The organism is Fuerstiella sp. (genome assembly GCA_022447225.1).
Lineage (GTDB): Bacteria > Planctomycetota > Planctomycetia > Planctomycetales > Planctomycetaceae > S139-18.
Window position 1 is genome coordinate 13,760 of sequence record JAKVAZ010000021.1, and the last position, 25,538, is coordinate 39,297.

Here is a 25,538-nt window from a genome sequence, read left to right on the forward strand (position 1 = left end):
TTCTCTCAAAGTTCGATCGCGGAATGGAGACCGCCGGATTCCAGTCTTTGCCTGAGCATCTGGATTTGACCCATTACACTACTCACCTGTCTCCACCATGACTGAACGTCAAACGTATGGCATTCCATTCAACAGAATAACACGTTCGTGCTGCGCCAGATGCATATCGATCCGGTCATTCATAATTTCCGGATATCATGAAACCTGGCACGAGCCATTCTGACGGGCGGGACATATTGTACCCTGAACAGATGTGATCTCAACCAGCCGATGTGTCGCCATGGGCACTCTGTCTACGAGTCCGCTACCCGCAGCTTTCCAGCCCGATAGGCTTCGGACAGTGCACGAGGAATCTCGGCCTCTGCCAGAACGACCTCAGCCTGATTTTCCTGCGTTCTTGCGCACATTTCCTGTTCCTGCGCGACCGCCATCGCGCGACGTTCCTCCGCCTTGGCACGGGCAATACGGACATCAGCCTCAGCCTGATCTGCCTGCAGTCGGGCACCCACGTTGTCGCCCACGTCGATATCAGCAATATCGATGGAGACAATCTCGTAAGCCGTACTGGAGTCCAATCCCTTGTTGAGCACTGTCGCAGCGATCAACATCGGGTTGGCGAGGACTTCCTTGTGCGTCGCACAGGATCCGATTGCCGACACAATACCTTCACCGACACGGGCAATCACCGTTTCTTCCGTTGCTCCACCCACCAACTGCCCCAGATTAGTCCGAACTGTGACCCGGGCCCGAGCTTTCAGTTGAATCCCGTCACGGGCGACACCGTCCAGCGTGTGGCGGCCGTGCCTGGAGGGATCCGGACAGTCAATCACTTTCGTCTTAACACTGGTCTGGACGGCTTCCAGAACATTGCGGCCGGCGAGATCAATTGCAGCCGCCGTGTTCCAGTCCAGTTCAATACTGGCCTTCTGAGCGGCCACCAGGGCACGAATCACAATGGGGACGTTGCCGCCCGCCAGGTAGTGAGATTCCATCGCGTTACTCGTTATGTTGCTAAGCCCGGCCTGGACCGCCATCACCCGCGAATCCACGATCACGGTCGCATTTACTTTTTTTAGCTTCATGACGACCATTTGGAGAGGACCAATCACGGCCCCGGAAGTCATCGCCCGGATCCACAGCGGGAAAACCGGAACAAACATCGCCACAAAGACCAGCCCGAACAACAAGAAAATCGCAGTCACACCATACAGCAGAACCATGGCCAGACCTGAACGTTCTTGAGCGAGCAGCAGGAGATCAGGAAGAGTCTGCATGGGGCGATCCGGCAAGTGAGTGACTGAACGTGTCCTGAGTGCATCTGACACTACCAATTCTAAGGAAACTGTGAGCCAGACTTCAATTGAATCAGGAGATCAGTCTTATCAGCGACCACAGTTTGATGACAGCGGCCAATTGCACGACAGACAACAGTCGGTAGGATCACCGAAAATCTGAAGGTGACCATCGGGAGCTGAATTCGATCAGTCTTAAATCTATTTCTCACAGTTCTGAACTCGATTACACGAAGGCCAAAACGACAATCATGACTATTGAACAGCGTATTTCCGACCTCGGCCTGGATCTGCCGCCGGCTCCGCCGGCGGGCGGCACATACAGCCCTGTTGTCGTTGTCGGCGACACGGCGTACGTCTCCGGACAGCCCCCCGTTCGCATCGACGGCAGCAAGATCACCGGCCGCGTTGGCGCTGATCTCACAGAAGAGCAGGGCATTGAAGCGGCTCGTACCGTCGGACTCACGATGCTGGCCACAATTCGAGCTCAACTGGGGAGCCTCGATCGCGTCACGAGATTCATCAAAGTGCTGGGAATGGTCAATGCAGCTTCCGACTTTCAACATCATGCGAAAGTGATCAACGGCTTCAGCGACCTGATGGTGGAAATCTGGGGCGAAGACGGGCGAGCTGCACGAAGTGCTGTCGGAATGGGCTCTCTACCCCGCAATATAGCAGTTGAAGTCGAAGCCATCGTGGAGCTGCGTGATTGACAGTCCGGCGATCTCAGTCACGCCAGGTCCAACGCTGAACAATTCGCAGCGTCATACAGCCGATGATGACAGTGAGTTCATCAGGACAACCGGACACGTCAATTCCATGAAGGTCTACGCGATTTCACTCTCCAGAGCGGCCGGATCAATTGCCGGGCATTCAACATCGCTGTTAATTCGATCGACCGCCACCGTGTCTTTGAATCCGATTCCACTCACGATGCATGCGGTGGTTGCTTCGCGAGGAAGTTCACCCGATGCAGCCGCCTTGAGTACTCCTGCCAGAGCAACCGCTCCGGCAGGCTCCGTGAAAATACCTTCTTCACGTGCAAGCCTCTTTTGAACATTCCAGACGTGCTCGTCCGTGACGGTATAACCGGTCCCTCCCGTGAGCCGGCAGGCTTCGATCGTCAGGTGACCGTCGACGACTCTGGAAACCTGCAGACCACTGATTCCGGATGTCGATTCCACATCAGTGGCACGTTCCCCTCCCTCGCGAAGACGGGTGGAAATCGTGTCATTCCCTTCCGGCTGCACACAATGGACGGCAGGACAACAGTGCAGCCGGTCATCTCGGCCGAGTGTGGCAAACCCACGAGAAACTCCCACACACATGCCGCCTCCTCCCGCCGGACAAAACACGTGCTGAAGCCCCTCAAGCTGTTCTGCCAGCTCAATCCCCAATGTTTCAACGCCCCGCATCCCCTCCGGGCTGAAGACATAGGCACTCACCAGGAGTGCACGTCCGGGCTGGCCGGAAAGTCTCTTAAGAAACCGAAAGACACGACGGTCGATGTCCGGATCCAGACCGAATTCCTTCACTCTGCAGACGTCCGCACCGTAGGCCAGCATTTGGGATACTTTGCCAATCGGTACTGACTCAGCGATGACAATGCGGCATCGAATTCCGGCAGCCGCCGAATAAGCGGCCAGAGCAGCACCCGTGTTTCCGCTGGAAGTGGCAATACATTCAGATTTTCCGATCTGCAGCATGTGTGAAACAGCGGCCGCTGCAAAACGATCCTTAAAGGAACCGGTCGGATTTGTCCCCTCAAGTTTAAAGTAAAGATTCTGCAAACCGGCTTCCGGCCCGATTTTCCTTGATCTGACCAGTGGTGTTTGTCCCTCACCAAGCGTAATGCGATTCGTGACATCGATCGGCGTAATCGAATCTGCATACTTCCAGATACTCATACGATGGTGTTTCCGGACAGGCTCCGGCTGCAGGCAGAGAACAGCTGCCATCGACAGAGGCGCACAACCCCATAGAGTCGTTCTCCGACTTCTCTGACATCGCAGCAAGCGGAACAATATTTTGGATTACATTGAACGGTACCGATACAGCAAACGATTCGCGACAACGAAAACATGTCGAAAACATGTGCCTGCGTCTCACCGGACCAGGGATTCAAAAATTAACCCCTGTTGCCCTCACGGTCGTTATCACAATTCGACTGCTCAACAGAAATCAGTCCATTACACATTCACCAAATCTTTAGGGTTGATGACGCATATCTGAACGGACTTCATGTCAGACTAAAATCGGTGGATACAGTCCTTGTACCGGAATAAGCCGTCAACGGCGAGGATCGAACCGCTGATGTAATCGGCGTCACTGGATGACAGAAAAGTCGCCGCCCGTCCAATTTCGGCCGGCAGTCCCAGGCGGCCCCACGGCAACTGTTTTCCTTTTTCAGTAATTTCCTGTTCCGTAAACGTGACGTGTTCGCCTGGTGTGTCGATCCAGCCAGGTTCGATCGCATTCACGTTGATGCGATAAGGGGAAAGTTCCACGGCAATGGTCTGCATCAACAGGTTCAGGCCTGCTTTGGCGGCTCCATAAGCACAACACTGGGTGTACGGTCGTTCTGCCTGGACGCTGGAGATGAACACAATTTTTCCGTTGCCGTTTTCCACCATATGGCGTGCCACGAGCTGACTGATATGAAAACCGGCTGTGAGCGTGGCCTGAACAATCCGTTCAAATTCATGGCGATCCAGCTCCAGAAACGGTGTGCGCCGTCCATAGGCAGGATTGCTGATCAGGATGTCGACAGACTCCGCCGCATCCAGCACATCCGCAACAACCTGCTCACAGCCTTCCCCCCCAAACACATCACCTTCAACCGACTCACACGTCCGTCCCAGCGCCCGAACTTCATTAACCGTGTTCTGCAGATCCGGACTTCCTGGCCGGTCGTTGACAATCAGATCCGCGCCATGGCGGGCCAACTCCAGGGCGCATCCTTTTCCGATTCCTCGACCGGCTCCGGTGACAAATGCTGTTTTTCCAGATACGTCCATCGATTAAGCCTCCCCAAATACGGCATCAAGCGTGTCCGAAGAGTCTTTCAGCATCTGCATCATAGCGCCAAAGTCACCACCGTGGGCCAGCATTCGGGCTCCCTGATCAGTACGACGCTGCAGTTCTTCCTGGTTCGGTGCCGGCAGGCCCCACGCCTTGCCGTGTTTCTTACAGGCCGCCGCAACTCGTTCGCAGGCGTCTTCAAACGACACCCCCCCGGTATCATACTGAAGCCGCAAATTAAGATCCGCGGGGCCGATAAACAGACAGTCCACCCCCTCAACCGCCGCAATCGCGTCAACATTTTCGACAGCTTCGGGAGTTTCAATCTGAACAACCAGAAATGTCTGTTGATTGACGTCTGCCAGATATTCGTCCGGACCATTGGCAAGGAAGTCTGCATCGAGTCCCGCCGAATCCAGTCCACGATTTCCTACAGGCGGAAATTTTACGGAGTCCACCAGCATCATCGCTTTTTCCACAGTACTCACATGCGGAATCATCAGTCCGGCCGCTCCGTCTTCCAGATATCGATAGAGAGCGGTTTTCTCCAGGGTTGGAGCACGAAGCATGATGTCGATATCGAACAGATGAGCGAACGCCAGAATGGCCTGCACATCGCGGTCGGGCCAGTTGCGATGTTCCAGATCCAGCCAGATGCAGTCAAATCCATGATGAGCAGCGTGTTTGACAAATCCAGGAATGAAATGTCCGAGACTGCACATTCGGACCGATTCGTTATTCCGCAGTCGGGTAAGCGTTTTACTTTGTCTCATAATTGTCTCAAAAGATCTGGCGAAGTATCGTGAAAAATGTAAGCACTATCTGTTTCGGTAAACTTGTGCACTGTCGGTCAGGTCTTTCGGAACGACAGCGGATTTCCCCGACCGCCTGGAAACCACAAATCGCATGGTCTGAGGCACTGCCTTTTTCTGAAGTCTAAGCAGCCGGCTTACGTTACGGCAGTATCGGCCCCTGCTTTCGGCCTGGTGGGAAAAATCAAACTACCGATGCAGCCAGTCATAATGTTTGCAGTAAGGGCCATGGGCCCAATCCAGTAGAAACTGATTGGAGGCAGGTCAGTTCCGGGAACCGTCCCAAAAATTGGACCGCAAAATCCAACCAGCACAGCCGTCAGTGTTCCAAAACATGTTCCAATCCACGCTCCTGCCGGACTTGCGAACGGCACAAATAACGCAAAGAAAAACAATCCGAAAATTGGAGTCGTCAGAAGGTTTGCCGTCCTGGTCGTGACTTCGGAAAAATTCCCCGGCACAAGACCCATCATTGAACTGCCAACCACTGCCACGGCTCCGATCCCGAATGCAAGGCAACGGGCCAGCACAACGTGCTGGCGCTCTGTGAGCGCTCTGCTGCCCAGACGATCGAAACCATCCGTCATCACAACCGCAGTAATCGAATTCACGCCGGAATCAATGCTCGACATCGCAGCTGCGAACATAGCCGCGACAACCAGTCCGGCTATTCCGACCGGCAAATGGAATCCGATAAAGTGAGGAAACATTTTGTCCGCATTTTCTTTGAGTGACGCACCGGCGGGTACCAACTCAGGATGCGCTTCGTAATACCCCAGCAGTGCGAACCCCACCAGTCCCAGTGTCACACCAACAATCACCGATACCGTGAGCTGCGTAGCAAGGGCACGGCGTGCCGCACTGGCACTGGAGGTAGACATAAAACGCTGCACGGATGTTTGATCGCCACCTGCTGTGCACACAAACCAAACCAGAAAACTTGCAAACGCACCAACAAACGATGCACGAGTAGACAGACTGTCAGGAAAAAACGGCTGAGTGTCCCATGAATCATTCCATTCGGTCGGAAACCAGCCAAAACCTCCCAGATCAAAACAGATGAGCGCCAGCACCAGCAGAGCACCACCATACAACAGGATCGTCTGCATGAAATCAGTGATGATCACTGCCCGGAGTCCTCCCAGTGACGTGTAAATCACGGCCACGAATCCAGTGACCAGAGCAATAACCGGGATATACTGATCACCAAGTCCCATCATGATGACCATCGCCTGCGCCGTCACGAAGACGAGCAGAGACATCCAGGTCAGACGAAGCAAGATGAACAGAAATGCTCCCAGCAAACGCACACTCAGGCCAAGCCTGTCTTCGAGCAGTTCGTATGCACTGGTGACCTGTTGCTTCATGTACACCGGCAGCAGACCGTAGGCAACTACCAGGTAAACCACAGGCAGAGTAAGAAAGATGGTCATCCCGACCGGCCCCTTGCCCAGCGATTCTCCCGGCATCGACAGATAGGAAATCGTGCTCAGCAGCGTGGCAAAGAGTGACACTCCGACAAATATCGGATTCATCTTCCGGTCGCCGACGAAATACTCCTCAGTTGAACTCTGTTGACGACTGTAGTACCAGCCAAGTCCGATTGTGCCTCCGGCGTAGCATGCGATGATGACCCAATCGATGATTGCCAGACCATTCGATCTAACGGAGACTGCCGAATCCGCCGCTGAACAAACGGCCATCCGGCAGCAAATCACTGCGAATATCAGAATACGAGTTACATTCATTGCGTGTACAATAATCGAAAACAGAGTCAGACATCCCACAGCATCACAATGATCTCGCGCCGGATCAAGCGTGTCAGGTCCTGTACTGGCCGTTCTGTGATTTGATTTCCTGAGTACATCGCCGCAACGCGGAAACAGCAGAGACACAAATGCCGGTTTCCTCTGCGTTGGCAGACTTTCGGTTTCGGCAGATTTGTTTACGGTGAGTCGGACTTCCCGAGTCACAAACGAAGTCCCGGCGAGCCCGGAAGCGTTCACCTGCCGATCTAAGGTACTGCGTCAACTGACTCATTCCGAAATCCTGAACGGCCGTCCAGATTCGCCCGGTCTGTTCAAAATTTCGATCACACATGAATGGAGAAACAGTGACATGTCCCCACTGAGAATTGGCGTCACGGGTTCCGGATTCATGGGCCGGACACACATCGATGCCGCACATAAGCTGACGTCGACACAACCCGTCGCTGTTGCCGGAGGTCGTCGTGCCTCGAAACTTGCACAGGACTACGGGATTGACACCGAGCCCGATGTTGAGTCACTCGTTCGGCGTAATGACATCGATGCGATTATCATTTCAACGCCACACCACTGTCACTGCAGCGAATCCCTGGCAGCCGCAGCCGCGGGTAAACATGTACTGGTCGAAAAACCAATGGCCACGTCTGTAGCGGACTGTGATCTTATGACATCAACGTTCGCGGAACGTAACCTGGTGCTTTCGGTTGGCTACCATCAGCGGTTTCGAGAGTCAAATTTGCGTACTCGTGAATTGATCCGGTCAGGAGCGATTGGCAACGTCCGCTGTGTTCAGATGTCAAGTTTGTTCGATATAAACACAATGCGGGAAGACGATGGATTCGGCGGAACCTGGAGTTGGTGGACGGATCCGCGCAGTGTGGCTCATTTAATCAATAGTGCACCTCACAATATTGATCTTTGCCGATGGTGGCTGGGTACCGAACTGATGAGTGTTGCCGCTCACAGTGGAACATTTCGCGAAGATAACCCCAACGAAAACACCACCATGGCGCTGCTCAGCTTTGTGGACGGCACGATGTCGACATTCTGGTCCTCCAGCGTGGTTCCTTCCCCCGGTTTTCAGGGCGAAGCATTCCGTTTTCGCATCATGGGCGACGACGGTGTCATCGACTTCGATCCTTTTGGTCAGTTACAGCTTGGTAGAAACGGCTCAGTGGAAAATGTGTACGAGCAACCGACTGTTGGACACGACGATTCCAATGCGGCCTTCCAAATGAACCGCATGCAGGCCTATTGCGACCAGATGCAGTCGTTTGTGAACACGATTCAGGGCAGGGCAGGCGGGGAAGGCTCAACGGCAGATGGGCGTGCCGGGGTCTCGGCCGTCCTGGCCATGCTGGAATCGTCTGAGACCGGCCGAACGATTCAGATCGACGACGCTTAAGACGCACGCCAGGTTCCGTAAAATTCAACAGTAAAAACGATTCAGGGTTCACCAGAGAACGTTGGCAGCTCCGGTGTAGAAACCGGAGCTTTCCTGGTCCGCGCTGGCGAGGCCGGTCAGAACCAAATCAGGCCTTGATCTCGAAGACCGCTTCGATTTCCACGGCTGCTCCTGTGGGTAATGCGGCGAATCCCAGCGCGCTGCGAGCGTGATAGCCATCGCCGTCTTTGCCGAACAGCTCATGCAGCAGGTCAGACGCGCCGTTGATGACCAGATGCTGGTCCGTGAAGTCAGGCGCAGAGTAAACACAGCCCAGCAACTTCACAACTTTGAGATTGTCCAGTGTACCATGCGTATTATAGACGGATCGCAGGATCTTTTGGGCACAGTCTTTTGCGGCGTCATATCCCTGATCAACAGAAACACCTTTACCCAGTACACCTTTCAGATCACTCGTATGACCGGAGCTGATCAGTTGATTCCCGCTGCGGATACAGAGGTTGAGATATCCGGCAGTCTGTTCAGAAAGATCAATCCCCAGTTCCTGGGCCTTTTGAGTCGTGCTCATTACGAGAGTCCTTGATAATTTTCAAATGATGATTTGGCAACGCGAAGTTTATCGCCCTGTCTGAGAAAGCAAAGTTAACGTCACAGATCTAATCGTTTGACGATACCAACCACAGCCGAACCCTCAGTGAACCGAAAACGTCGCTGTCTCAGTGAAATCCGCAGGACGCCCCTGATCCATGAATAATCGAGCGTCACATCAGGACACGGTCCGATATCGGAACTGATTCCTGAACGGTGAGCGAGAGCTGCCAGACACTAAAAACCACCGTAAAAGGCGCACAACCCCTCATTGGTTTTCTTAATTCCAAAGTTCACGGAGGTATGCCGCCGTTTGTGTGGCGGCTGAGACCGGCAATGTTTTGCCGTCTTCCGGTCCCGATTGATGAACGGTAACCGGTCCGTCGTATCCGATGATCTTCAATCCATCAAACACGGATTCAAAGTCAATTCCGCCTGGTTCATGGATCTGAGTGATGTCAAAGGATACCGGCCCCGCACACCAGGTATTCAGCGTGACGGCACCTTCGGGGTTCAGTAGCTGATTCTGTAAATAAACGTTCCGAATCCATGGAGCCACACGCTGGACTGCTTCCAGACCGTATACCTGTCGACATCCTTCAAGATTAGCGGCTTCAAAGATCAGCCCGAAATTCGAATGGTTAATCTTTTCGAGCGTGTCCACCATCCCGTCGAGCGTTTCAAACAGACTCAGGGTGTGGCACTGATGAACGAGCGTCAATCCTCGTTCTGCGGCCTCGTCCGCCGCCGCCTGGGCATAGCGAATGTCTTCCGGTTGTTTGAGGCACACACGCAGCAGTCGTGCACCAAGAGCTTCCGCCAGATCCAGGTACGGTGTGATCTCGCGAAGACAGTTGGGCCCGTTTTCATTGTTATAGACGATATCAAAATCGCCGGTCACCATGCTGACAGCAAGACCTCGATCGTCAAGAACTCGTCGAGCGGCCGTCACCTGATCCTCTGATGACTGCACACCAATCTGTGATGCACGCATACAGATTGCGTCATATCCGGCATCAACGGCCAGACTCGCCAGTTCTTCCAGCGACATGCTGGGTTCTCTTTTAGAAAGAAATCTCTCTGCAATTCGACAGGATATGGATAACTGCATCGTCAGGCGGCCTCTTTCAGCATACGAACAAATTCTTTCAGGACTTCAGTGTTCTGGTGGTAACCTCTGGCGGTTATCAGCCTCCCGTCTACAACCACGTCTTCATCAACGTAGCGAGCTCCTCCCTGTTCGGCATCCATCGCGCATTTGGGAACTGTGGTCACTCGTTTTCCCTGAATACAGCTGGCCGCGGTGAGAATTTCAATGCCATGACATAAGCACGCGATCGGCTTGCCGGATTCAGCGATCTCTCGCACGACTCGGCACAAATTGCGGTCGTAACGAATGTATTCCGGTGCCCGGCCGCCGGAGATAAAGGCTCCGTCAAAATCGTCCGACATCAGATCTGCAAAAGCAACGTCGGCCTGCAAATGATACCCAGGACGTTCCTCAGTGATATCCCACGGAACGCTCGGGTTCGGTGGAATTTCATGCAGCACCGTATGATAAAGTCGGGCTTCCGGACCGGCGACAACCACCTCATAACCGTCTTCTGGCAAGCGGTAATAGGCGTAAAACGTGTCGAGAGCTTCTGTCGCATCACCGATTGGCATCAGGATCTTTGGCATCACTGTCCATTCCGGTTTGTATCGTGGACTGCAACATCGTTTCGGGACGCAAAGAGTCCTGCAAACATTCCGATGAGCACAATCGAACTGGTTCCGACGACGATGGTCATGAACGAATGGAGCGGATTAGCCCAACTCTTCCATGTCTCCGGCCAGAAATCACCCGTGGAAAGCGACAGCCAGATAATGATCAGCAGGCCGAGGACACCGCCAATGACAGCTTGTGCATTTTGGGCTCGCCTGGAGATCACTCCCAGCAGGAACAGTCCCAGCATCCCGCCGGAAAAAATTCCCTGCAGATTCCACCATGCGTCGAGTGCGCTCTTCACGTTGATCATTGCCAGAGCCGCAAGCGAACCGGCCACACCAAAGACGAGCGTCGCTCCGTACAGCACTTTCATAGACTGGCGTTCACTGCATTCGGGATTCATGTACCGCTGGTAAACGTCGCACAGGATTAAACTGGCCGAACTGTTGAGACTCGTATCCATACTGCTCATTGCGGCAGCAAAAATTGCGGCAATCAGGAGTCCGGCCAGACCGACCGGCAGTTTGCGAACGATGAAGTGCGGCAACACTTTATCCGCGATATCTTTGTCCCACAGCTTCGTGCTTCGAGCGGCTACCGCGACTTCCGTGATCTCTGCTCCCTCACTCTCAAGTTGTGTTTTCGCAGTCTCGGTCAGCTCTGCTGCCTTTCTGGCGATTTCTGCTGCCACGTCAGCGTCTGTGGGAACTTCCGTTTGAGTTCGCTGGAGTTCCTCTCTGGCAACATCGGATTTCACCTCATCCAGCAGCGTCGTATCGGTGTGATACAGGCTAAACAACCCTGTCCCGATAAAGAAAAACAGGATCGACACCACAGGAAACATGATTGTGCCCACCCACACACTGAATTTCGCATCATCGTCTGACTTCGCTGTGATGTAGCGCTGCACAAATCCCTGATCGATACCAAAGTTCTGCAGGTTAATGAACACACCATACAGCAGCACCATCCAGAATGTTGGCTCTTTCAAAAACAGCGTCTCAGGCCGCGCACTGAAACTACCCAGACTGAACTTGTCACTGGCACTGGCAACTTCGAACAGTTGCCCCGGACCTGCCGGCATTTGAGTCAGTACGATACCCACGCACAGGAACGCCCCCGCAATGAGCACCACACTCTGCACGACATCCGTCCAGATCACGGCCTCAATACCACCGAGCAGAGTGTAAATCGTGACCAGTAACCCCGTCACCAGGATAATGGTTTTCACATCCCATCCGGTCAAAGGAGCAAGCGCGAGGGCTACCAGGTAAAGTATCGTCCCGATTCGTGCCAGTTGCGACAGCAGAAAACAAACCAAAGCGTAAATACGGGCCCACGGACCGAACCGATCCTCAAGCTGCGAATAGGCAGAGATTGCGTTTCTGCTGCGATACAGCGGCACAAACCAGCGCACCGCAATTACGGCAGCGATCGGCAGCGAGAGACCGAAGACCCATGAGTTCCAGGTTCCGCCAAAGGCCTTGCCGGTATTACCCAGAAACCCAATGCTGCTCACGTACGTGCCAAAGATAGACATTCCCACTGCCCATCCAGGAAGGGAACGACCGGCAGCCATGAACTCCTGCGTGGTCCCGCTTTTCCGCGCGAACCAGCATCCCAGTCCGAAGACGCCTGCCATGTAGATAATCAGAACCACCAGGTCCGCTGTGCGAAGTTCCATAGTTTCCGTTTCCAGGGATCTTCGGTTAGCCGCTGAAATCATTTGGCAGCGGAATGTCGCCGATCCATGAGCCTGCAGCTCAAGCCGAATTCAAAATGCCATCAGATCGGCTCAAAGCGGGACACAATCAATGTTATACGCGGATAAATTTCTTGAGTGATCGCAACCCGGTTGCATCCTGGTTCGAGACAGCTGCAACCGTTGCAGCAACCTCACCAACATAAATGCTGCCCTGTGAATCAACAGAGATATCATGGCAGGCATAGAAGCTGTCCGGTTGATGCGGGTCGAGACCTCCGCCCCATCGACTCAGAAGCGTTCCGTCCCCATCAAAAATACTGATACGACCTCCGGTGATTTGTTCCGGCTGTGCATGGAACGGAAATCGTCCGTTTTGATTACCAAGTTCTGCCACATAGATGACGTCATCGTGTGCAAAGACCTGACACGGTCGAACAACGTCTGTCCACTGTTCCTGTATCGTTCCATCACGTTCAAAAATCTGAATGCGGCTGTTTTCACGATCCGCCACCAGAATTCGTCCAACAGAGTCCACACAAATTCCGTGCGGTACTTTGAACTGCCCTTCGGCATCACCCAGGGTCCCCCACGAACCGATGAACGTCCCGTCTGTGTCGAAATGGTGTATGCAGGCGTTACCGTAACCATCGGAAACGAACACATGCCCGTCATCTGTCACGGCTACATTCGTCGGCAGGTTGTACGGACCGTCGGCGGTAATGGTACGATAATCGAACCCGACCACTCCGGTGTTTGACGGAATGCCTGCGGGCCCAAGATCCCGAATCAGTTTTCCGTCTGTGGTGAACTGTGCGACTCGATGTCCCATATCATCTGTCAGATACAGGGTCTGATCAGACGCCACCATGATTCCATGAGGCCGCACGAAACAATCATCCCCCCAGGTCTCGACAAACTGCCCGTCGGATTCAAAAACAAACACGGCAGGATTTCCGCGGTTGAAGACATACACCCGATCACCGGGGCCGGCGGCAACCCCGATTGCTTCCACGAATCCGGAGTCATCCGGAATCATTGGCCAGGCAGGCTGAGGTTTGTATTTGTAGTTGCCGTAACCCAGCACTTCGCTCGAATCAATTCCACTGGTCATTTGAATGTTTTGTTTCGTCGTTTGTTAAAGGAGATTCGGTTCAACGCCAAAAGTCTTTGTGTGTCCCTGGTAGAACCGATCGATCTTACCTGATACGTGATCATGCTGAGCAAAACACTCGGTGCTTTCGCAGGGGGGGCCCGAAAAGGCATATCCTGCAGGAATCACGTGCGACGCAAACCTGTCATCATGCCGCTCAGCTTCACCAGCAGTGACGTACTTCGCGTGAAACCAGTGTCGAAATCCGCTGCTGCTCTCTGCTTGCTTAATGTTCTCAGGAAGGCAACACTAGTGACTCGGTGGAACGGCCGTCAATCAACCGCCGGTTGTTTGATCCATTCCAGTCGATTTCCGTCAGCAAACGACTACTGAACGTCTGCTGTTCAGATAATCGATTTCGATGAAGGAACCCTGCTGCATTCTGTCTGCCGACAACTGGACCGGGTGATTCCAATGAAGTGATGACCGAACGAACGTACAACCGCCTGCACGCCGCAGACAGATAACATTCGGCCGGATCAGTGTTCATTCACAATCGTCGTGGCATAGAGTCGAACGGGTTTGGGCATGTCGCCTGACGATCCTGACCGCCCCTGAGGAAAACGATGAACGATTCCAGTCCCGGATCACACTACATTGACGTTGAAAATCTGGATTGGCAATCCACCCGATTTCCCGGTGTTGATATGAAGATCCTTTGGAGTGACCCGGACGGGGAAGCATTCACAGCCCTGTTTCGTACAGCTCCGGGTACGACCCTGCCCAAACATCAGCATCGTGGTATTGAACAGACATTCATACTTGAGGGAAGTCTGGTTGACGAAGATGGTGTCTGTACGGCAGGTAACTTTGTGTGGCGCGACGTGGGGTCGGTGCATGCCGCCCACACACCCGAAGGCTCCCTTGCAATCAGTATTTTCCAGAAGACAAATCATTTCTTCGACGAAGAACCACAATCAGCAGACGAGTGATGTACTCCACTTTGAATGCTCAAGTCGTCACTGTCGTCGTGTCATAACAAACCGAATCGGAGCATCAGAAGCGTCTGCATGTTCCACCGGCCGGTTCGGCAGGACGGAGCTTGAAACGCACAGCGAGTACCAATTGTCAATTGGCATGGACAAAAAGACCGGTTCTTATTCCGGAGGGCTTCGGCAGGACAAAATCCCTCCGCTTAAGCTCCACTTTCCGCAGTCTGAGCGTCAGTGTCGCTGTTTTCACCGGTTTCCGAATCCGCTGCTGATTGCGAACTCTGCTCTGCCAACTCCGCTTCATACTCCTGAAGTGTCTGCTGTATGCCTTCATTGGCGGTATCAAGCGCGACGGCTTTCTTTTGCCACTCAACGGCTGCCTTTAAATCTCGCCTGCGATAGTGCACACGAGCCATTGTGTCCAGAATGGAAGGATCACTTCCGTCTGTGATCTGGTTGGCCGTGTTCGCTGCCTGGAATGCCAGTTCAAAACCCTCGGGTGTCAGCCCCTCGTGATTGCAAAGAAACCAGGCAATGTGATTCTGCAGTCTCGCGTTCTCAGCGTGCTCCTTTACCAGGCCGGCAGCCAAGGTCACCATTTCTGTCGGACGGTTCAGCATACTCAGGACCTGCATTTTCATCATCCGGTACTGCAGACTGGAAGGGTCAGATTCCAGCAGGGTATTGAGTATTTCCAGGCTCCGCTCAAAATCTCTGCTGCGCAACGCCGGCTGCAGCTGTTTTTCCGTCTCAAAAATTTTTGCGGCAGCTGCCACATCGAAATCACCGTTTACAACGCTGGCCAGCGGTTCATCAATGTTCATGGGATGACCGATCCAGGCAACTTTACCGGTCTGTTCCACGATGAAAGCGCAGGGAATCCCTCCCTGATCGGCTGCCGTCATATAGTTCTCCCAGGTGGATGAATCATCGTCCAGTGCTATCGTATAACCAAGAGTATCAGCCCACGTCTGTCCGGACGGCGATTGCTGCTGCATAAATCCGGTCACCGTCTCTGCGTCTTCTCTGGTCACACCGATGAACTGCACCGCGTCGCCATATTCTTCCTGCAGAGTACTAATGTGCGGCATACTCTGCAGACACGGTCCACACCAGGTGGCCCAGAATTCCACAACGTAAACATTGCCTTCCTGGAACGGATCGACTCCGGCACCCTGAACAACCGCCGCTGTCTGAACAGCAGGTGCGTCAATTCCTGGTGCAAGAGGCTCAACCTGCACTACAGGTTGAGCCGGCGGTTCAGAAGGTGTCCGGGAAGACAAAAATTCTTCCCGGGCCCGATCCAGATCCCAGGTACCGTTAACAACAGCCTCAAGAGGACCGTCGATCTGAGCAGGATGACCAATCCAGGCAATACTGGACTCTGCATTGACAATAAAGGCACAGGGAATGCCACGCTGCTGAGCTGCAAAAAAGTATTCTTTATGTGTCGTCTGATTCTGATCGACAGCGATCGTGTAGGTCAGAACATCCGCCCAGATCGCTTCGTTGCCGCCATCCTGTTTGAGGAATTCCATGACGTGACCTTCGTCTTCCTCGGTAACTCCGATGAACTGCACTTTTCCCTGATATTGATTCTGTAATTCGCTGAGATGCGGCATACCGGCAAGACAGGGACCACACCAGGTAGCCCAAAATTCCACAACATAAACACTTCCGGACTGGATAGACTCAAATGGCGCACCATGAACCACTTTAACTGCCACATCTCCGGCCGGACTGCCCGGTGCCAGAATCCCGGGATCTGTAACAGACACTCGTTCTGTCACTTCAGAATCTGTTTCGGTTTCTGCAGCGGACGAGTCAGCGCCGGTCGTTGAATCCGTCTGAGTTGTCGATTCCACAGACGAATTTTTCTGAGAGGGACTGGAAGAGTCCTGACATCCTGCCAGGACAAGTACGATCAACATCAGTACGGCCGGGGCTTTCATCGGCAGACTCCACTGTAAAACCGGAAGGGCATGGAATTCACTCACAACCAAATGACCTGACTGACGGACTGTTCTGTTTATCCAATCCATCTGTTTTCTAATGGATTAAAAGATTGACCGCCTGCTGAGGATGAATCGTTTACTGATTATTCCGTTATCCAGCCACTGGAACGATAAGATCCACAGGGTCTGCGGACCATGGTATTCAAACCACCCAACAACTGACCTTTCTGATCCACACAGCGTTATGCGTACGGGAAAAAGAAGGACCATGGCAGGATGACAATATCCGACGGCACATATTAACGGCAGGCTCAAACGGAACTGCTCTACATCCAGGTAAACTTTGACAGACTCTCTGCAGCTCGTCAAACAGATGCCTTTTGTCGCCTAACCCAATCATTTGCTGCGCTGGTTCGAATGAATAAACACTCACTATGATCGTCGGTGTCACGGAGCAACGTAGAATAGGCGCTGAAAACAGAGCATACTGCAGACCGACCTGCTCCCAGGGTTATTTTCTGTTGACCATTCTGCTTTGCGTCTCCTGCCCTGAACACGGATGAAAGTACTGTCTGTCGCCGATCGGTCAGCGATATTGACTCGAGCCTTTGGATGGGCGAAAGAATCGGTATTTTGGACGGTCGCAGTTTTCACACATGACACACACAACAAACGATACGCACTGCGCCAATTCAAAGCGGATGATTGCTGAAATACGCGAATTCAGGGGAACTAATTCGAGTCCGTAAGGAAAGCGAATCATGTCAACGTCCCGCAGATCGGTCATAATCCTGCAGTTTCGATGAGTTTTTGTCCTTCAATATGTCATGACAGGCTTTTGGTGACTGCCAATCCGTCCGGGTAACCGACCACCGTTCCGTCGAGTAGAACGGTCGCTGAAGATTTGATCTGTTGATTCTGATGTGGACCTCGAATGAAATCCGAAATTCCACGGACTGCTGACTTCCAAAAGAATGATCTTTCGATGAATCGATTGCCGTCGGCAGGTGTCAGACGCTACCGTGACAAGGTTCTCAGCTGCCCGGCCCGTCGAGTCGTCACCGATCCGACGCTGGATGCTGTAACGCCGGTTAAACGACCGGCGTCCGGACCGTCAGTTCGATGTTTCCCATCCCTTCCTTTAGGACACGCTGTCATAAGGATGTTTCTATGCTGAAAGTACACCGCCGGCAACTTCTGCGCACTGTGGCTGGTACGATCCCGCTGCTGTCTGCGATTCCGGATGGTAAATCTGCAGTGCCCGGAAAAAAAAATTCCGTTGTTGCAGACACTCATCTGCATTGTTTCGCCGGGAACGATTCCGAATTCCCCTATCACAGCCGTGCACCGTATCAGCCTGAATCAGCGGCGACTCCGGAACATTTGTTGAACTGCATGAGCGGGGCCGGTGTCGACTTTGCTGTCGTTGTGCATCCGGAACCGTATCAGGATGATCATCGGTATCTGGAACACTGTTTGAAAGTCGGCGGCAGTCAACTGAAAGGAACGTGTCTGTTTTTCGCCGATCGTCCCGGCTCCGTTGATGGCATGGGGCCACTGGTGCAGCGAAATCCTGATCAGATTGTGGCCGCACGAATTCACGCCTACGCACCTAAGCGACTGCCCCCGTTTGGAACACAGGAACTCCGCAACCTGTGGAAAGCCGCCGCTGATCTGGGACTGGCGATTCAGCTTCACTTTGAACCACGCTACGCTCCGGGATTTGAACCACTGATCAAAGAGTTTTCAAAAGTCACTGTGATCCTCGACCATTTGGGACGCCCCATGCAGGGTACGATCAAAGAACACGACGTCATCGTCGGCTGGTCGCGGTTCGACAATACGGTGATGAAAGTGTCCTCACTGCCTGACCAGACTCAATATCCTCATCGTGATGTGAAGCCGATTATTCGCAGACTCACCGATGCATACGGTGCCGATCGAATGATGTATGGCGGAGGCTTCAATGCCGAGGCAACAGGGGAAACTTATCGGGAGTACCGCCAACGGGCCGGCGAACTGCTGGCACATCTCTCGGCGGATGACCGCTCAAAGATCTTCGGTGGCACTGCTGCCAAAGTGTTCGGATTTACTTCCGGATAGCATGTCCTGACAACAGCAACACAGATTTCCAGCGTCAGGATCACAAACAGAATGAAGAAAGAAATGAAGCGATACCCCAGTTGCATCATGGGTACCTGTGAAATTCCCTGGGATGAGCAGGGAGGATTTCTGGAATCGATTTTTCGACGTGGCGTCCGTACCGCATTGCAGAGTACTCCTCACTTGTATCTGTTTGGCACAGCTGGTGAAGGATACGCGGTGACGGATCAGCAGTTCGACAGGATTGTGGCTGCCTTTGTCGACGAAATGCAAAAGGCGCAAGCGGAACCAATGGTGGGGGTGATTCACCTGTCACTGGGAACGATTGTGGAACGTATCGAACGTTGTCGCGGTGCAGGCGTACGACAGTTTCAGATTTCACTTCCCAGCTGGGGAGCACTGAACGAGACGGAGGTATTCGAATTCTTTGACCAGACCTGCGGACGTTTTCCCGATTGTGATTTCATGCATTACAACCTCCCACGTGCCAAAAGGATCGTTTCCGGCCAGGAATACGGACGGATTTCGGAAAGTCATTCCAATCTTGTCGCAACAAAGAACACCGGTGACTCTCTGTCACACATTCGCAGTCTGATGAGTGACGCACCGGAACTGCAGCACTTTCTCTCCGAAGCCGGTTACGTTTACGGCTCTCTGTTTGGCGAGTGCAGTATACTGGCATCATTCGTTATGAACTTTCCCAGGCTCCATGCGTTGCTGGAAGCCGGCCGGCAATCGGATGTCGTAACACTGACATCGATCCAGCGGGAATTGAATATCGTCACCCGGACTCTGTTCGAAACCATTCCCGACGGCCGCATCGACGGAGCCTATGACAAACTGTTTGCAAAAATGTATGACAATGAATTTCCACTTCGAATGCTTCCACCGTACACAGGATCAAGCGACAAGGAGTTTCAAACATTTGTCGACTTGCTGCAGGAAAGACTGCCGGACTGGGTTCCGTCCCCAAACAGCAGCGACGCGTAATGCAGGCTCCTGAAAACAGTGCAGAATCATCAAATTGCTCGATAGTCCCCGGCGCTGCTGCGAAGGAATCACTCGGCGTTAAATACTTCAGGTCGGTCCCCTTATGACTCGTTTATGTTTCTCCACAATCCGAACCTCGATCCTTACATTCATTACTGTTTTCACTGCGACGTATGCGTCCGCCAGTGAAAATTTCAACATCCCGCTGTGGGAACCAGGGAAGGTGCCACTGGGGCAGGGTAATGGCCCGCTGGACAACCCGCTGCTCACAGTATTCCCGGCGCCGGAGGGGCACAGGAACGGCTCATCGGTCATCATCGCGCCCGGCGGTTCGAACATCATGCTGATGTACGGCTCGGAAGGAATCGAGATTGCCGAACGTTTCAATGAATGGGGCACGACGGCATTTGTACTGACGTACCGAATGTCTCCGACATACGACCATGAGGCAAGAACGCTCGACGGAACTCGAGCGATCCGTGTTGTGCGTTCGCGAGCCGCCGAATGGGACCTTGATCCGAAACGATTAATGTTTATTGGGTTTTCTGCGGGTTCCTCGATGGCCCGTTATGTCGCGGCTGCATCTGATGCAGGAAATCCGAATGCCCCCGACCCGGTCGATCGTTTGAGTTCCAGGCCTCATTCACTGGGAATGATCTACGGAACCGGCAGCACGACTCCTCAGGAAAATCTCGCTGAATTTCCAGCGACATACCTGTTATCTGCTGCCGCAGATGGCGCGGCTAATAAATCCGCTGAGTTGTTTATCGATATCAATCATGCGGGCGGCGTAGCGGAACTGCACGTACTGCAAAAAGGTCGGCACGGATTCGGTGCGGCATTTTCCAGCCCTGAGTTCCGTCCCTGGATGGATTCACTCAAACATTTTCTCACCATGGGTGAATTCTTTGGGCCGCTGCCCGGACAAAAGGGATCCCCAAACCAGTCGCCACAGGATATCAGTCCCCGGGTAATCGATGATGGGTACGGGGAACTCGTCTACGTCCCTGAAGGATCGTTTGAGATGGGTGATAATTTTGGCGACGGTGAGTCACGGGAACGGCCGGTCCATACCGTTTCCCTCGATGCGTACTACATCGGAAAACATGAAGTCACTAATGCCCGGTGGCGACAGTTCCGCAACGATCCAGGATATGACAACCCGGCCTACTGGCCTGGCCACCGGGTGGTTCCAAAGGATCAGAATCCGTACTGGAGCCAGGAACGAAATCATGGGGGGGGCACCTCGAATTCTGACAACTATCCGGTGCAGGGAATGAACTGGGACGCATCCACCGCTTACTGCAGCTGGCTGAGTGCCCAAACCGGAAAGAGATATCGTCTGCCGACCGAGGCAGAATGGGAAAAGGCGGCGCGGGGAACAGATCAACGACGATTTCCCTGGGGCAATGCCATCGATCATTCCTATGCAAATATTGATGATTCTCAGATCTATGATACCGGACAGCAGGTCGGTTATTACGACGGCAGTTTGCGAGGCAACCTCCAAACGAACAACGGTAGTTCGGTCTACGGCGCCATGGACATGGCGGGTAATCTGATGGAATGGTGTTCAGACTGGTACAGTCGCGACTACTACCAGACTTCCCCTGTCCACAATCCGCAGGGACCGGCTACCGGCGGCTTCCGCGTGCTACGAGGAGGGTGTTTCTTTTTCGAAGGTCAGGATGCGCGAAGCTATGGTCGGTCCGGAGCCTGGCCGTCGGTTCAGGCCTTCCGTATGATTGGCTTCCGCGTGGTTCGGGAACCATAGTTCGGCCACAGGAACTCGGACCGAGTTCCTGTTCATTCCAACGCGGGGACACCGGTTTCGCCAGATCTGAAGTTGTCGAAATTGTGTTTAGCCGGCTGGGTCGCAACATCCAACCCGGCAATTGTTGGTGATTGACCGACACCATCCCTATACTCAAGTATCAGATAGTTTCGAATCCTCCCGTAACGCTCAGGGAATTACTCATGCCATCCTTTCGATTCTCCATATTGTTGTCCGTTTTGATCATATGCCCGTCCATCAGCAGGGCTCAGGATCAGATCGTACCCTCGAATGCCAAACTGGAAAAACTGTTCGAAGGTATCATGCTGACCGAAGGAGTCTGCGTGGCTCCGGACGGGATGGTGTACTTCAGTGACATCACGTTTTCACATCAGGCTGTGACCGAAATCGGAGAAATCCATGCCGGACACATCTGGAAATTCAATCCAAAAACAGGGAAGACATCCATCTTTCGTTCACCGAGCGGGATGTCCAACGGAATCAAATTTAACGCCAACGGTGACATGCTTGTCTGCGAAGGGGCCGACTACGGCGGGCGACGTGTGATTCGCACAGATATGAAAACGGGCATGAGTTACATCATCGCAGCCATGTACGAAGGAAGAAAACTGAACTCACCCAACGACGTCACGGTCGATGAGAAAGGACGAATGTACTTTAGTGATCCGAGGTACCTCGGACACGAGACAATCGACCAGCCCGTGATGGGAGTTTATCGCATTGATACCGATGGCTCGATTCACCGCATTATCACGGATGCCGGCAAACCCAACGGCGTCTGCGTGTCACCTGATCAAAAAAGTCTGTACGTGGTCAGCAACGCCAACGGTGCAACTGGTTTTGAACGACTCGGCAAGGCCAGTGAAGAGGAAGGACCGGTCGCTGTTGCCACACCACTTCGAAAAGGCAATATGGCTCTAATGGCCTATGATCTTCACAAAGATGGAACCGCAACATTCCGCAAAACTCTGGTGGACTATTACCCGGAAGACGGACCTGACGGATTGGTTTGCGACGAACACGGAAATCTTTATGTGGCAGTCCGAGCGTCGAACCGCCCCGGAATTACGGTGTACTCACCGGACGGAAAAGAGCTGGCATACATCAAAACCGAAGTTCCAACCAACGTCGGCTTTGGCCGCGGTAACGATGCGAATCTGCTGTACATCACGGCCGGCAGAAGCCTCTATCGAATTCGGCTGGCCGTTGCAGGGTATCAGTTGCCAGGAAACGCACGCTGATTACAAACAGAGACAGGATGGATATTTAATCACCGTATCCGGCCTGTTGATGTCAGGAATTGAAGAAGGTCAACGCAGTAGTGCACTCGAGTCACTGCTTCCGGTTCCGGCGGCGGTCTGACAGACAGGCGGTCACTTGATCGCAGGTCTGTACGGATCATTTCTGTGGCTCGGGAGGCAGTTGCAGTTCCGCTTCACTGAGATCCACGGGAGCACCGCCCGCGGGAACTTCAACGTGAGCTGTCCAAAGAATGGCATTCACAATTGTACGACGGAACGCTTCGATCTGAAAATTGCGGTAGAAATGTCCCAGGGTTGTTCCATAGGATCGACCGCTGCCGGGACGTTCACAGACCCAGCCGACAACCACGTCCTCTTCCTTCGTGGTAACTCTTAACAGGGGCGTTGCTGCTCTGATGACCGGCTTAAGATAAAATTCATCGTTGAGTTCGTACTCTTTCCATCCGCGGCAGACGGGATGCTCCGGCACAAGCTGCGTCAGAATCGATGTATCGGTGCTGAGTCCGTAATTCGAGACCCAGCTGGCACCGAGATAATCCATCCATCGGTCACCGAGTCGGTCAAGATTTTTTTCATACACCGTTGACGCCCAGTGAATTGTTACCAGACCCACACCGTTGGTCATCATTTGATGCAGAGCCCCACTGCCTGGGCCGTCCAGCAGGAATTCTGCTCCGGGACTTGAATACAACACAATCGTTTTGACATCTTTCAGAACCTCAGGATCCTGGGGCCAGCCTTCTGAGACGACCGTTGTGATCCCGTCCGTTTTCCGCAGACACCTGGCCAGCATCTTCTGAGTGTGCATGTACATATGAGTGCCGAATCGATGGTCCGGCTCTTTCCCGATCAACAGGATCTTCACGGACGAATCACCGGCCGCGCAAACATCGTTAACCATCAATATCAGCAGGCAGGAAATGACCGAAAAGAAAATACCGACGAATGTGTTTTTCATTTCAAGTTTCCTCCGAAGTGTTCGAAATGCTAATGCTGTAATCTTCATCTCAGGAATCGAAAACTGCCGACCCCCCGCCATCTGTAAAAACATGCGTCCGCGGTAACGCAGATGCCCGGTCCGGGACAGATGGCTTCGTGGACTCAAACGAATTCGTGGATCCGGCAACTCATCCTGACCGTTCGATCAGACGCTTCGATGCAATCACTCAGAGCCAAACCTGAAGGAGTAAAGATCAGCGTCTTTCATTACAAATCGCAGAACCACACTCCGACCAGCCAGCTCGCTGACATCAGAGCTGTCGCTCCAGTAAACCGTTCGGTCAACCGTATCACCGAAGATATCTGAACAGTCGTTCAGACCGAAGCCATCGATTGCCCCGCCATCAGCATTCTGAATTTCAACACGGATACTTCCGGCCGCCGACGTGGCAAAATTGATGCTCAGTTGATTGCCGCTAAACTGCAGCGGTCGAGTCATCATTTCGCCACCTTTCCATCCCGCATGGATGGATACGAAACCATCTAATCGCATGGTATATCGTCGCACGGCATTACTGTCACCCATCCATCCTCCTTCAGCAGCGTAAAAAGCAAGCTCATTCGGGGCGTCGGGTAGTGCAGATTTCGTTTCCACGACCTGCCAGGCAACAGAATTGTTTCCGTAGTTCCACGTACCGGTTCGCTCGGGCCCCGGTGGCAGAAACGCTTCATTCCAGCGATCAAAGTGAACTCCGTCACGACTTGCCATCAACAGTGTTTCCGTAATTGCCGTACCAAGTCGCATGTGTACGGCAGATCGCTGTTCTCTATGTTTCGTGTCCGGGAGATCCCGCAGCGATGGCGACCAGCTGCGTTCCACATAGCGCATCGGAAACCCAATCAGAACATGTGGTGCCCGGGGGTAGGGCGCAATCTGATTCGTATAGAGTTGTTCAACCGGTGAATCTTCATATGTCAAATCCGCTTCATCACTCCAGGTGAGAAGATCGGATGAAGACGCCGTGCGAATCGCACGAATGCGAAGCGGCTTGCCGTCAGTTTCGGTGGCAGTATCTTCAGTTAATATTCGGTAGTAGACTCGGTACTTTCCTGCGTTCGAATCCCAAAAAGCTACGTTTTGCGAATCAAAGGCTCCGTCAGTAATCACGGGAGCATTGTTCATGAATGACCAGCGGATTCCGTCAGGCGAGTGAAATACAAACAAGCCGCGCGGTAATATTCCGGCCATCGCCTTAAATCGTGACTCAGACGGACAATTCGGATGTGAGTCGAGAAACGGTGAAAAATTATGCGTCCCGACTCCGGTCCAGATGATGTTATTCTGCTTCGAACCATCGTATTCACGGAGTCCGAGTATTGGTTTTTCCCAGTGGATGCCGTCCTGGCTTTGCGCAAAGCAGGAGACCTGCGTCCCCTTCTTTAAAATGCCGCCGGCCACACTGATTGCGGCACCACGATAATACATCCGATACAAATCGCGATCTCTTACGATACTGTGGTAACCACTGACACAGCCTTCCCAGGGCGCATCATTAACGATCGCAATGTCGTGAGGGACCGGATGATGTAACTTTCGTGTGACGCCTCTGAGCGACTGGATCATGTATTGGTCAATGAATAATTCGCGACGACTCCCGATATCGATCGAGTCCCCTGCACACGTCAAAGCGGGTAACAGGATAAGGCCAACAAAAGACGAAACTCTCACGAGAGTATTCCTGCTCTGATTTGATCGCATACTCATATCACTCAATTTATCATAACCGTGTTCAGAACGGCATGTTGGGTAAGGTCTCACTATCCGCCCGGCTGCTGCCGTTTATCCGTAGTCAATTCAGCTGCCATCACCTGAATTTTAAGGTGTAATCGGACCGGACGCATCTACAGGGAGGTCCACTCGCGGAATCGGGGTTCGTCCACATTACGACCGCTGATGACAGCCACCACATCGCCGCTGCCTGTCAGTTTCACACGCCCCTGTAACAACGCAGCAACGGTGGTGACTCCCGATGGTTCGGTTCGCAGGCCGTGATTTTCGTACAGCCACTTCATTGCCCCCTGAATCTCCTGATCAGTGACCGTAACTGCATTTGT

General features: G+C 53.1%; 21 protein-coding genes. 7 read left to right on the plus strand and 14 right to left on the minus strand.

The annotated features are described in order from the left end of the window. Window positions 1-293 precede the first annotated feature (293 nt). Window positions 294-1,274, minus strand: a complete 981-nt coding sequence (gene floA / locus MK110_19140) for a flotillin-like protein FloA (GenBank protein MCH2213422.1) — start codon at window positions 1,272-1,274, stop codon at window positions 294-296. A gap of 269 nt (window positions 1,275-1,543) precedes the next feature. Here floA and MK110_19145 point away from each other — a divergent pair, with 269 nt between their 5' ends. Further along, complete coding sequence (locus MK110_19145) at window positions 1,544-2,005, plus strand: RidA family protein (protein MCH2213423.1); 462 nt, start codon at window positions 1,544-1,546, stop codon at window positions 2,003-2,005. Between the two features lie 114 nt (window positions 2,006-2,119). On the opposite strand, the gene MK110_19150 is transcribed toward MK110_19145, so the two are convergent. From MK110_19150 to MK110_19165, 4 genes are all read right to left on the minus strand, one after another. Continuing rightward, window positions 2,120-3,199 carry a pyridoxal-phosphate dependent enzyme gene (locus MK110_19150; protein ID MCH2213424.1) on the minus strand — a complete coding sequence of 360 codons (1,080 nt, stop codon included), beginning with the start codon at window positions 3,197-3,199 and terminating at the stop codon, window positions 2,120-2,122. A gap of 342 nt (window positions 3,200-3,541) precedes the next feature. Continuing rightward, window positions 3,542-4,309, minus strand: coding sequence for an SDR family oxidoreductase (locus MK110_19155; GenBank protein MCH2213425.1), 768 nt, complete (start codon window positions 4,307-4,309; stop codon window positions 3,542-3,544). Window positions 4,310-4,312: 3 nt separating this feature from the next. Next, the gene (locus MK110_19160) at window positions 4,313-5,086 is read right to left on the minus strand and encodes an aldolase/citrate lyase family protein (protein MCH2213426.1); all 774 of its coding nucleotides are present in this window, start codon (window positions 5,084-5,086) and stop codon (window positions 4,313-4,315) included. A 176-nt stretch (window positions 5,087-5,262) separates the two neighbouring features. After that, on the minus strand, window positions 5,263-6,873 hold the full coding sequence (locus MK110_19165; GenBank protein ID MCH2213427.1) for a sodium-coupled permease: 1,611 nt from the start codon (window positions 6,871-6,873) through the stop codon (window positions 5,263-5,265). Between the two features lie 370 nt (window positions 6,874-7,243). Here MK110_19165 and MK110_19170 point away from each other — a divergent pair, with 370 nt between their 5' ends. Beyond that, window positions 7,244-8,296, plus strand: a complete 1,053-nt coding sequence (locus MK110_19170) for a Gfo/Idh/MocA family oxidoreductase (protein MCH2213428.1) — start codon at window positions 7,244-7,246, stop codon at window positions 8,294-8,296. Window positions 8,297-8,423: 127 nt separating this feature from the next. Here the strand turns inward: MK110_19170 and MK110_19175 are convergent, their stop codons facing one another. The 5 genes from MK110_19175 to MK110_19195 form a co-directional block, all read right to left on the minus strand. Next, window positions 8,424-8,864 (minus strand): RidA family protein, encoded by a 441-nt coding sequence (locus MK110_19175; protein ID MCH2213429.1) that lies wholly within the window; start codon window positions 8,862-8,864, stop codon window positions 8,424-8,426. A 300-nt stretch (window positions 8,865-9,164) separates the two neighbouring features. Next, entirely contained in the window at window positions 9,165-9,935 is a 771-nt protein-coding gene (locus tag MK110_19180; GenBank protein MCH2213430.1) for a sugar phosphate isomerase/epimerase, read from the minus strand. A 62-nt stretch (window positions 9,936-9,997) separates the two neighbouring features. Next, a complete protein-coding gene (locus MK110_19185) occupies window positions 9,998-10,564 on the minus strand; it encodes a DJ-1/PfpI family protein (GenBank protein ID MCH2213431.1) in 567 nt (188 codons plus the stop codon). Then, window positions 10,564-12,276, minus strand: a complete 1,713-nt coding sequence (locus tag MK110_19190; GenBank protein ID MCH2213432.1) for a sodium:solute symporter — start codon at window positions 12,274-12,276, stop codon at window positions 10,564-10,566. The genes MK110_19185 and MK110_19190 overlap by 1 nt, the downstream gene beginning before the upstream one ends. Before the next feature lie 133 nt (window positions 12,277-12,409). Then, entirely contained in the window at window positions 12,410-13,408 is a 999-nt protein-coding gene (locus tag MK110_19195) for a peptidyl-alpha-hydroxyglycine alpha-amidating lyase family protein (GenBank protein MCH2213433.1), read from the minus strand. A 605-nt stretch (window positions 13,409-14,013) separates the two neighbouring features. On the opposite strand from MK110_19195, the gene MK110_19200 reads away from it, so the two are divergent. After that, a complete protein-coding gene (locus tag MK110_19200; protein MCH2213434.1) occupies window positions 14,014-14,379 on the plus strand; it encodes a cupin domain-containing protein in 366 nt (121 codons plus the stop codon). Window positions 14,380-14,582: 203 nt separating this feature from the next. Here MK110_19200 and MK110_19205 read toward each other — a convergent pair whose 3' ends face one another. Then, window positions 14,583-16,376, minus strand: coding sequence for a redoxin family protein (locus MK110_19205; GenBank protein MCH2213435.1), 1,794 nt, complete (start codon window positions 16,374-16,376; stop codon window positions 14,583-14,585). Window positions 16,377-17,504: 1,128 nt separating this feature from the next. On the opposite strand from MK110_19205, the gene MK110_19210 reads away from it, so the two are divergent. From MK110_19210 to MK110_19225, 4 genes are all read left to right on the plus strand, one after another. Next, a complete protein-coding gene (locus tag MK110_19210; GenBank protein ID MCH2213436.1) occupies window positions 17,505-18,437 on the plus strand; it encodes an amidohydrolase in 933 nt (310 codons plus the stop codon). 63 nt (window positions 18,438-18,500) lie between these two features. Then, the gene (locus tag MK110_19215; protein ID MCH2213437.1) at window positions 18,501-19,427 is read left to right on the plus strand and encodes a dihydrodipicolinate synthase family protein; all 927 of its coding nucleotides are present in this window, start codon (window positions 18,501-18,503) and stop codon (window positions 19,425-19,427) included. Between the two features lie 103 nt (window positions 19,428-19,530). Beyond that, window positions 19,531-21,201, plus strand: a complete 1,671-nt coding sequence (locus MK110_19220; GenBank protein ID MCH2213438.1) for an SUMF1/EgtB/PvdO family nonheme iron enzyme — start codon at window positions 19,531-19,533, stop codon at window positions 21,199-21,201. Window positions 21,202-21,404: 203 nt separating this feature from the next. Next, complete coding sequence (locus MK110_19225; GenBank protein MCH2213439.1) at window positions 21,405-22,463, plus strand: SMP-30/gluconolactonase/LRE family protein; 1,059 nt, start codon at window positions 21,405-21,407, stop codon at window positions 22,461-22,463. A gap of 157 nt (window positions 22,464-22,620) precedes the next feature. On the opposite strand, the gene MK110_19230 is transcribed toward MK110_19225, so the two are convergent. The 3 genes from MK110_19230 to MK110_19240 all read right to left on the minus strand — a co-directional run. Continuing rightward, complete coding sequence (locus MK110_19230) at window positions 22,621-23,442, minus strand: ThuA domain-containing protein (GenBank protein MCH2213440.1); 822 nt, start codon at window positions 23,440-23,442, stop codon at window positions 22,621-22,623. A 204-nt stretch (window positions 23,443-23,646) separates the two neighbouring features. Beyond that, on the minus strand, window positions 23,647-25,152 hold the full coding sequence (locus MK110_19235; protein ID MCH2213441.1) for a hypothetical protein: 1,506 nt from the start codon (window positions 25,150-25,152) through the stop codon (window positions 23,647-23,649). Window positions 25,153-25,325: 173 nt separating this feature from the next. Continuing rightward, window positions 25,326-25,538: pyridoxal-phosphate dependent enzyme (locus MK110_19240; GenBank protein MCH2213442.1), on the minus strand; the 213-nt coding region annotated here is incomplete at its 5' end.

Coding starts and splice junctions, on each gene's coding strand:
- floA (MCH2213422.1), bottom strand. CDS start 1,274: ATGCAGACTCTTCCTGATCTCCTGCTGCTCGCTCAAGAACGTTCAGGT.
- MK110_19145 (MCH2213423.1), top strand. CDS start 1,544: ATGACTATTGAACAGCGTATTTCCGACCTCGGCCTGGATCTGCCGCCG.
- MK110_19150 (MCH2213424.1), bottom strand. CDS start 3,199: ATGAGTATCTGGAAGTATGCAGATTCGATTACGCCGATCGATGTCACG.
- MK110_19155 (MCH2213425.1), bottom strand. CDS start 4,309: ATGGACGTATCTGGAAAAACAGCATTTGTCACCGGAGCCGGTCGAGGA.
- MK110_19160 (MCH2213426.1), bottom strand. CDS start 5,086: ATGAGACAAAGTAAAACGCTTACCCGACTGCGGAATAACGAATCGGTC.
- MK110_19165 (MCH2213427.1), bottom strand. CDS start 6,873: ATGAATGTAACTCGTATTCTGATATTCGCAGTGATTTGCTGCCGGATG.
- MK110_19170 (MCH2213428.1), top strand. CDS start 7,244: ATGTCCCCACTGAGAATTGGCGTCACGGGTTCCGGATTCATGGGCCGG.
- MK110_19175 (MCH2213429.1), bottom strand. CDS start 8,864: ATGAGCACGACTCAAAAGGCCCAGGAACTGGGGATTGATCTTTCTGAA.
- MK110_19180 (MCH2213430.1), bottom strand. CDS start 9,935: ATGTCGCTGGAAGAACTGGCGAGTCTGGCCGTTGATGCCGGATATGAC.
- MK110_19185 (MCH2213431.1), bottom strand. CDS start 10,564: ATGCCAAAGATCCTGATGCCAATCGGTGATGCGACAGAAGCTCTCGAC.
- MK110_19190 (MCH2213432.1), bottom strand. CDS start 12,276: ATGGAACTTCGCACAGCGGACCTGGTGGTTCTGATTATCTACATGGCA.
- MK110_19195 (MCH2213433.1), bottom strand. CDS start 13,408: ATGACCAGTGGAATTGATTCGAGCGAAGTGCTGGGTTACGGCAACTAC.
- MK110_19200 (MCH2213434.1), top strand. CDS start 14,014: ATGAACGATTCCAGTCCCGGATCACACTACATTGACGTTGAAAATCTG.
- MK110_19210 (MCH2213436.1), top strand. CDS start 17,505: ATGCTGAAAGTACACCGCCGGCAACTTCTGCGCACTGTGGCTGGTACG.
- MK110_19215 (MCH2213437.1), top strand. CDS start 18,501: ATGAAGCGATACCCCAGTTGCATCATGGGTACCTGTGAAATTCCCTGG.
- MK110_19220 (MCH2213438.1), top strand. CDS start 19,531: ATGACTCGTTTATGTTTCTCCACAATCCGAACCTCGATCCTTACATTC.
- MK110_19225 (MCH2213439.1), top strand. CDS start 21,405: ATGCCATCCTTTCGATTCTCCATATTGTTGTCCGTTTTGATCATATGC.
- MK110_19230 (MCH2213440.1), bottom strand. CDS start 23,442: ATGAAAAACACATTCGTCGGTATTTTCTTTTCGGTCATTTCCTGCCTG.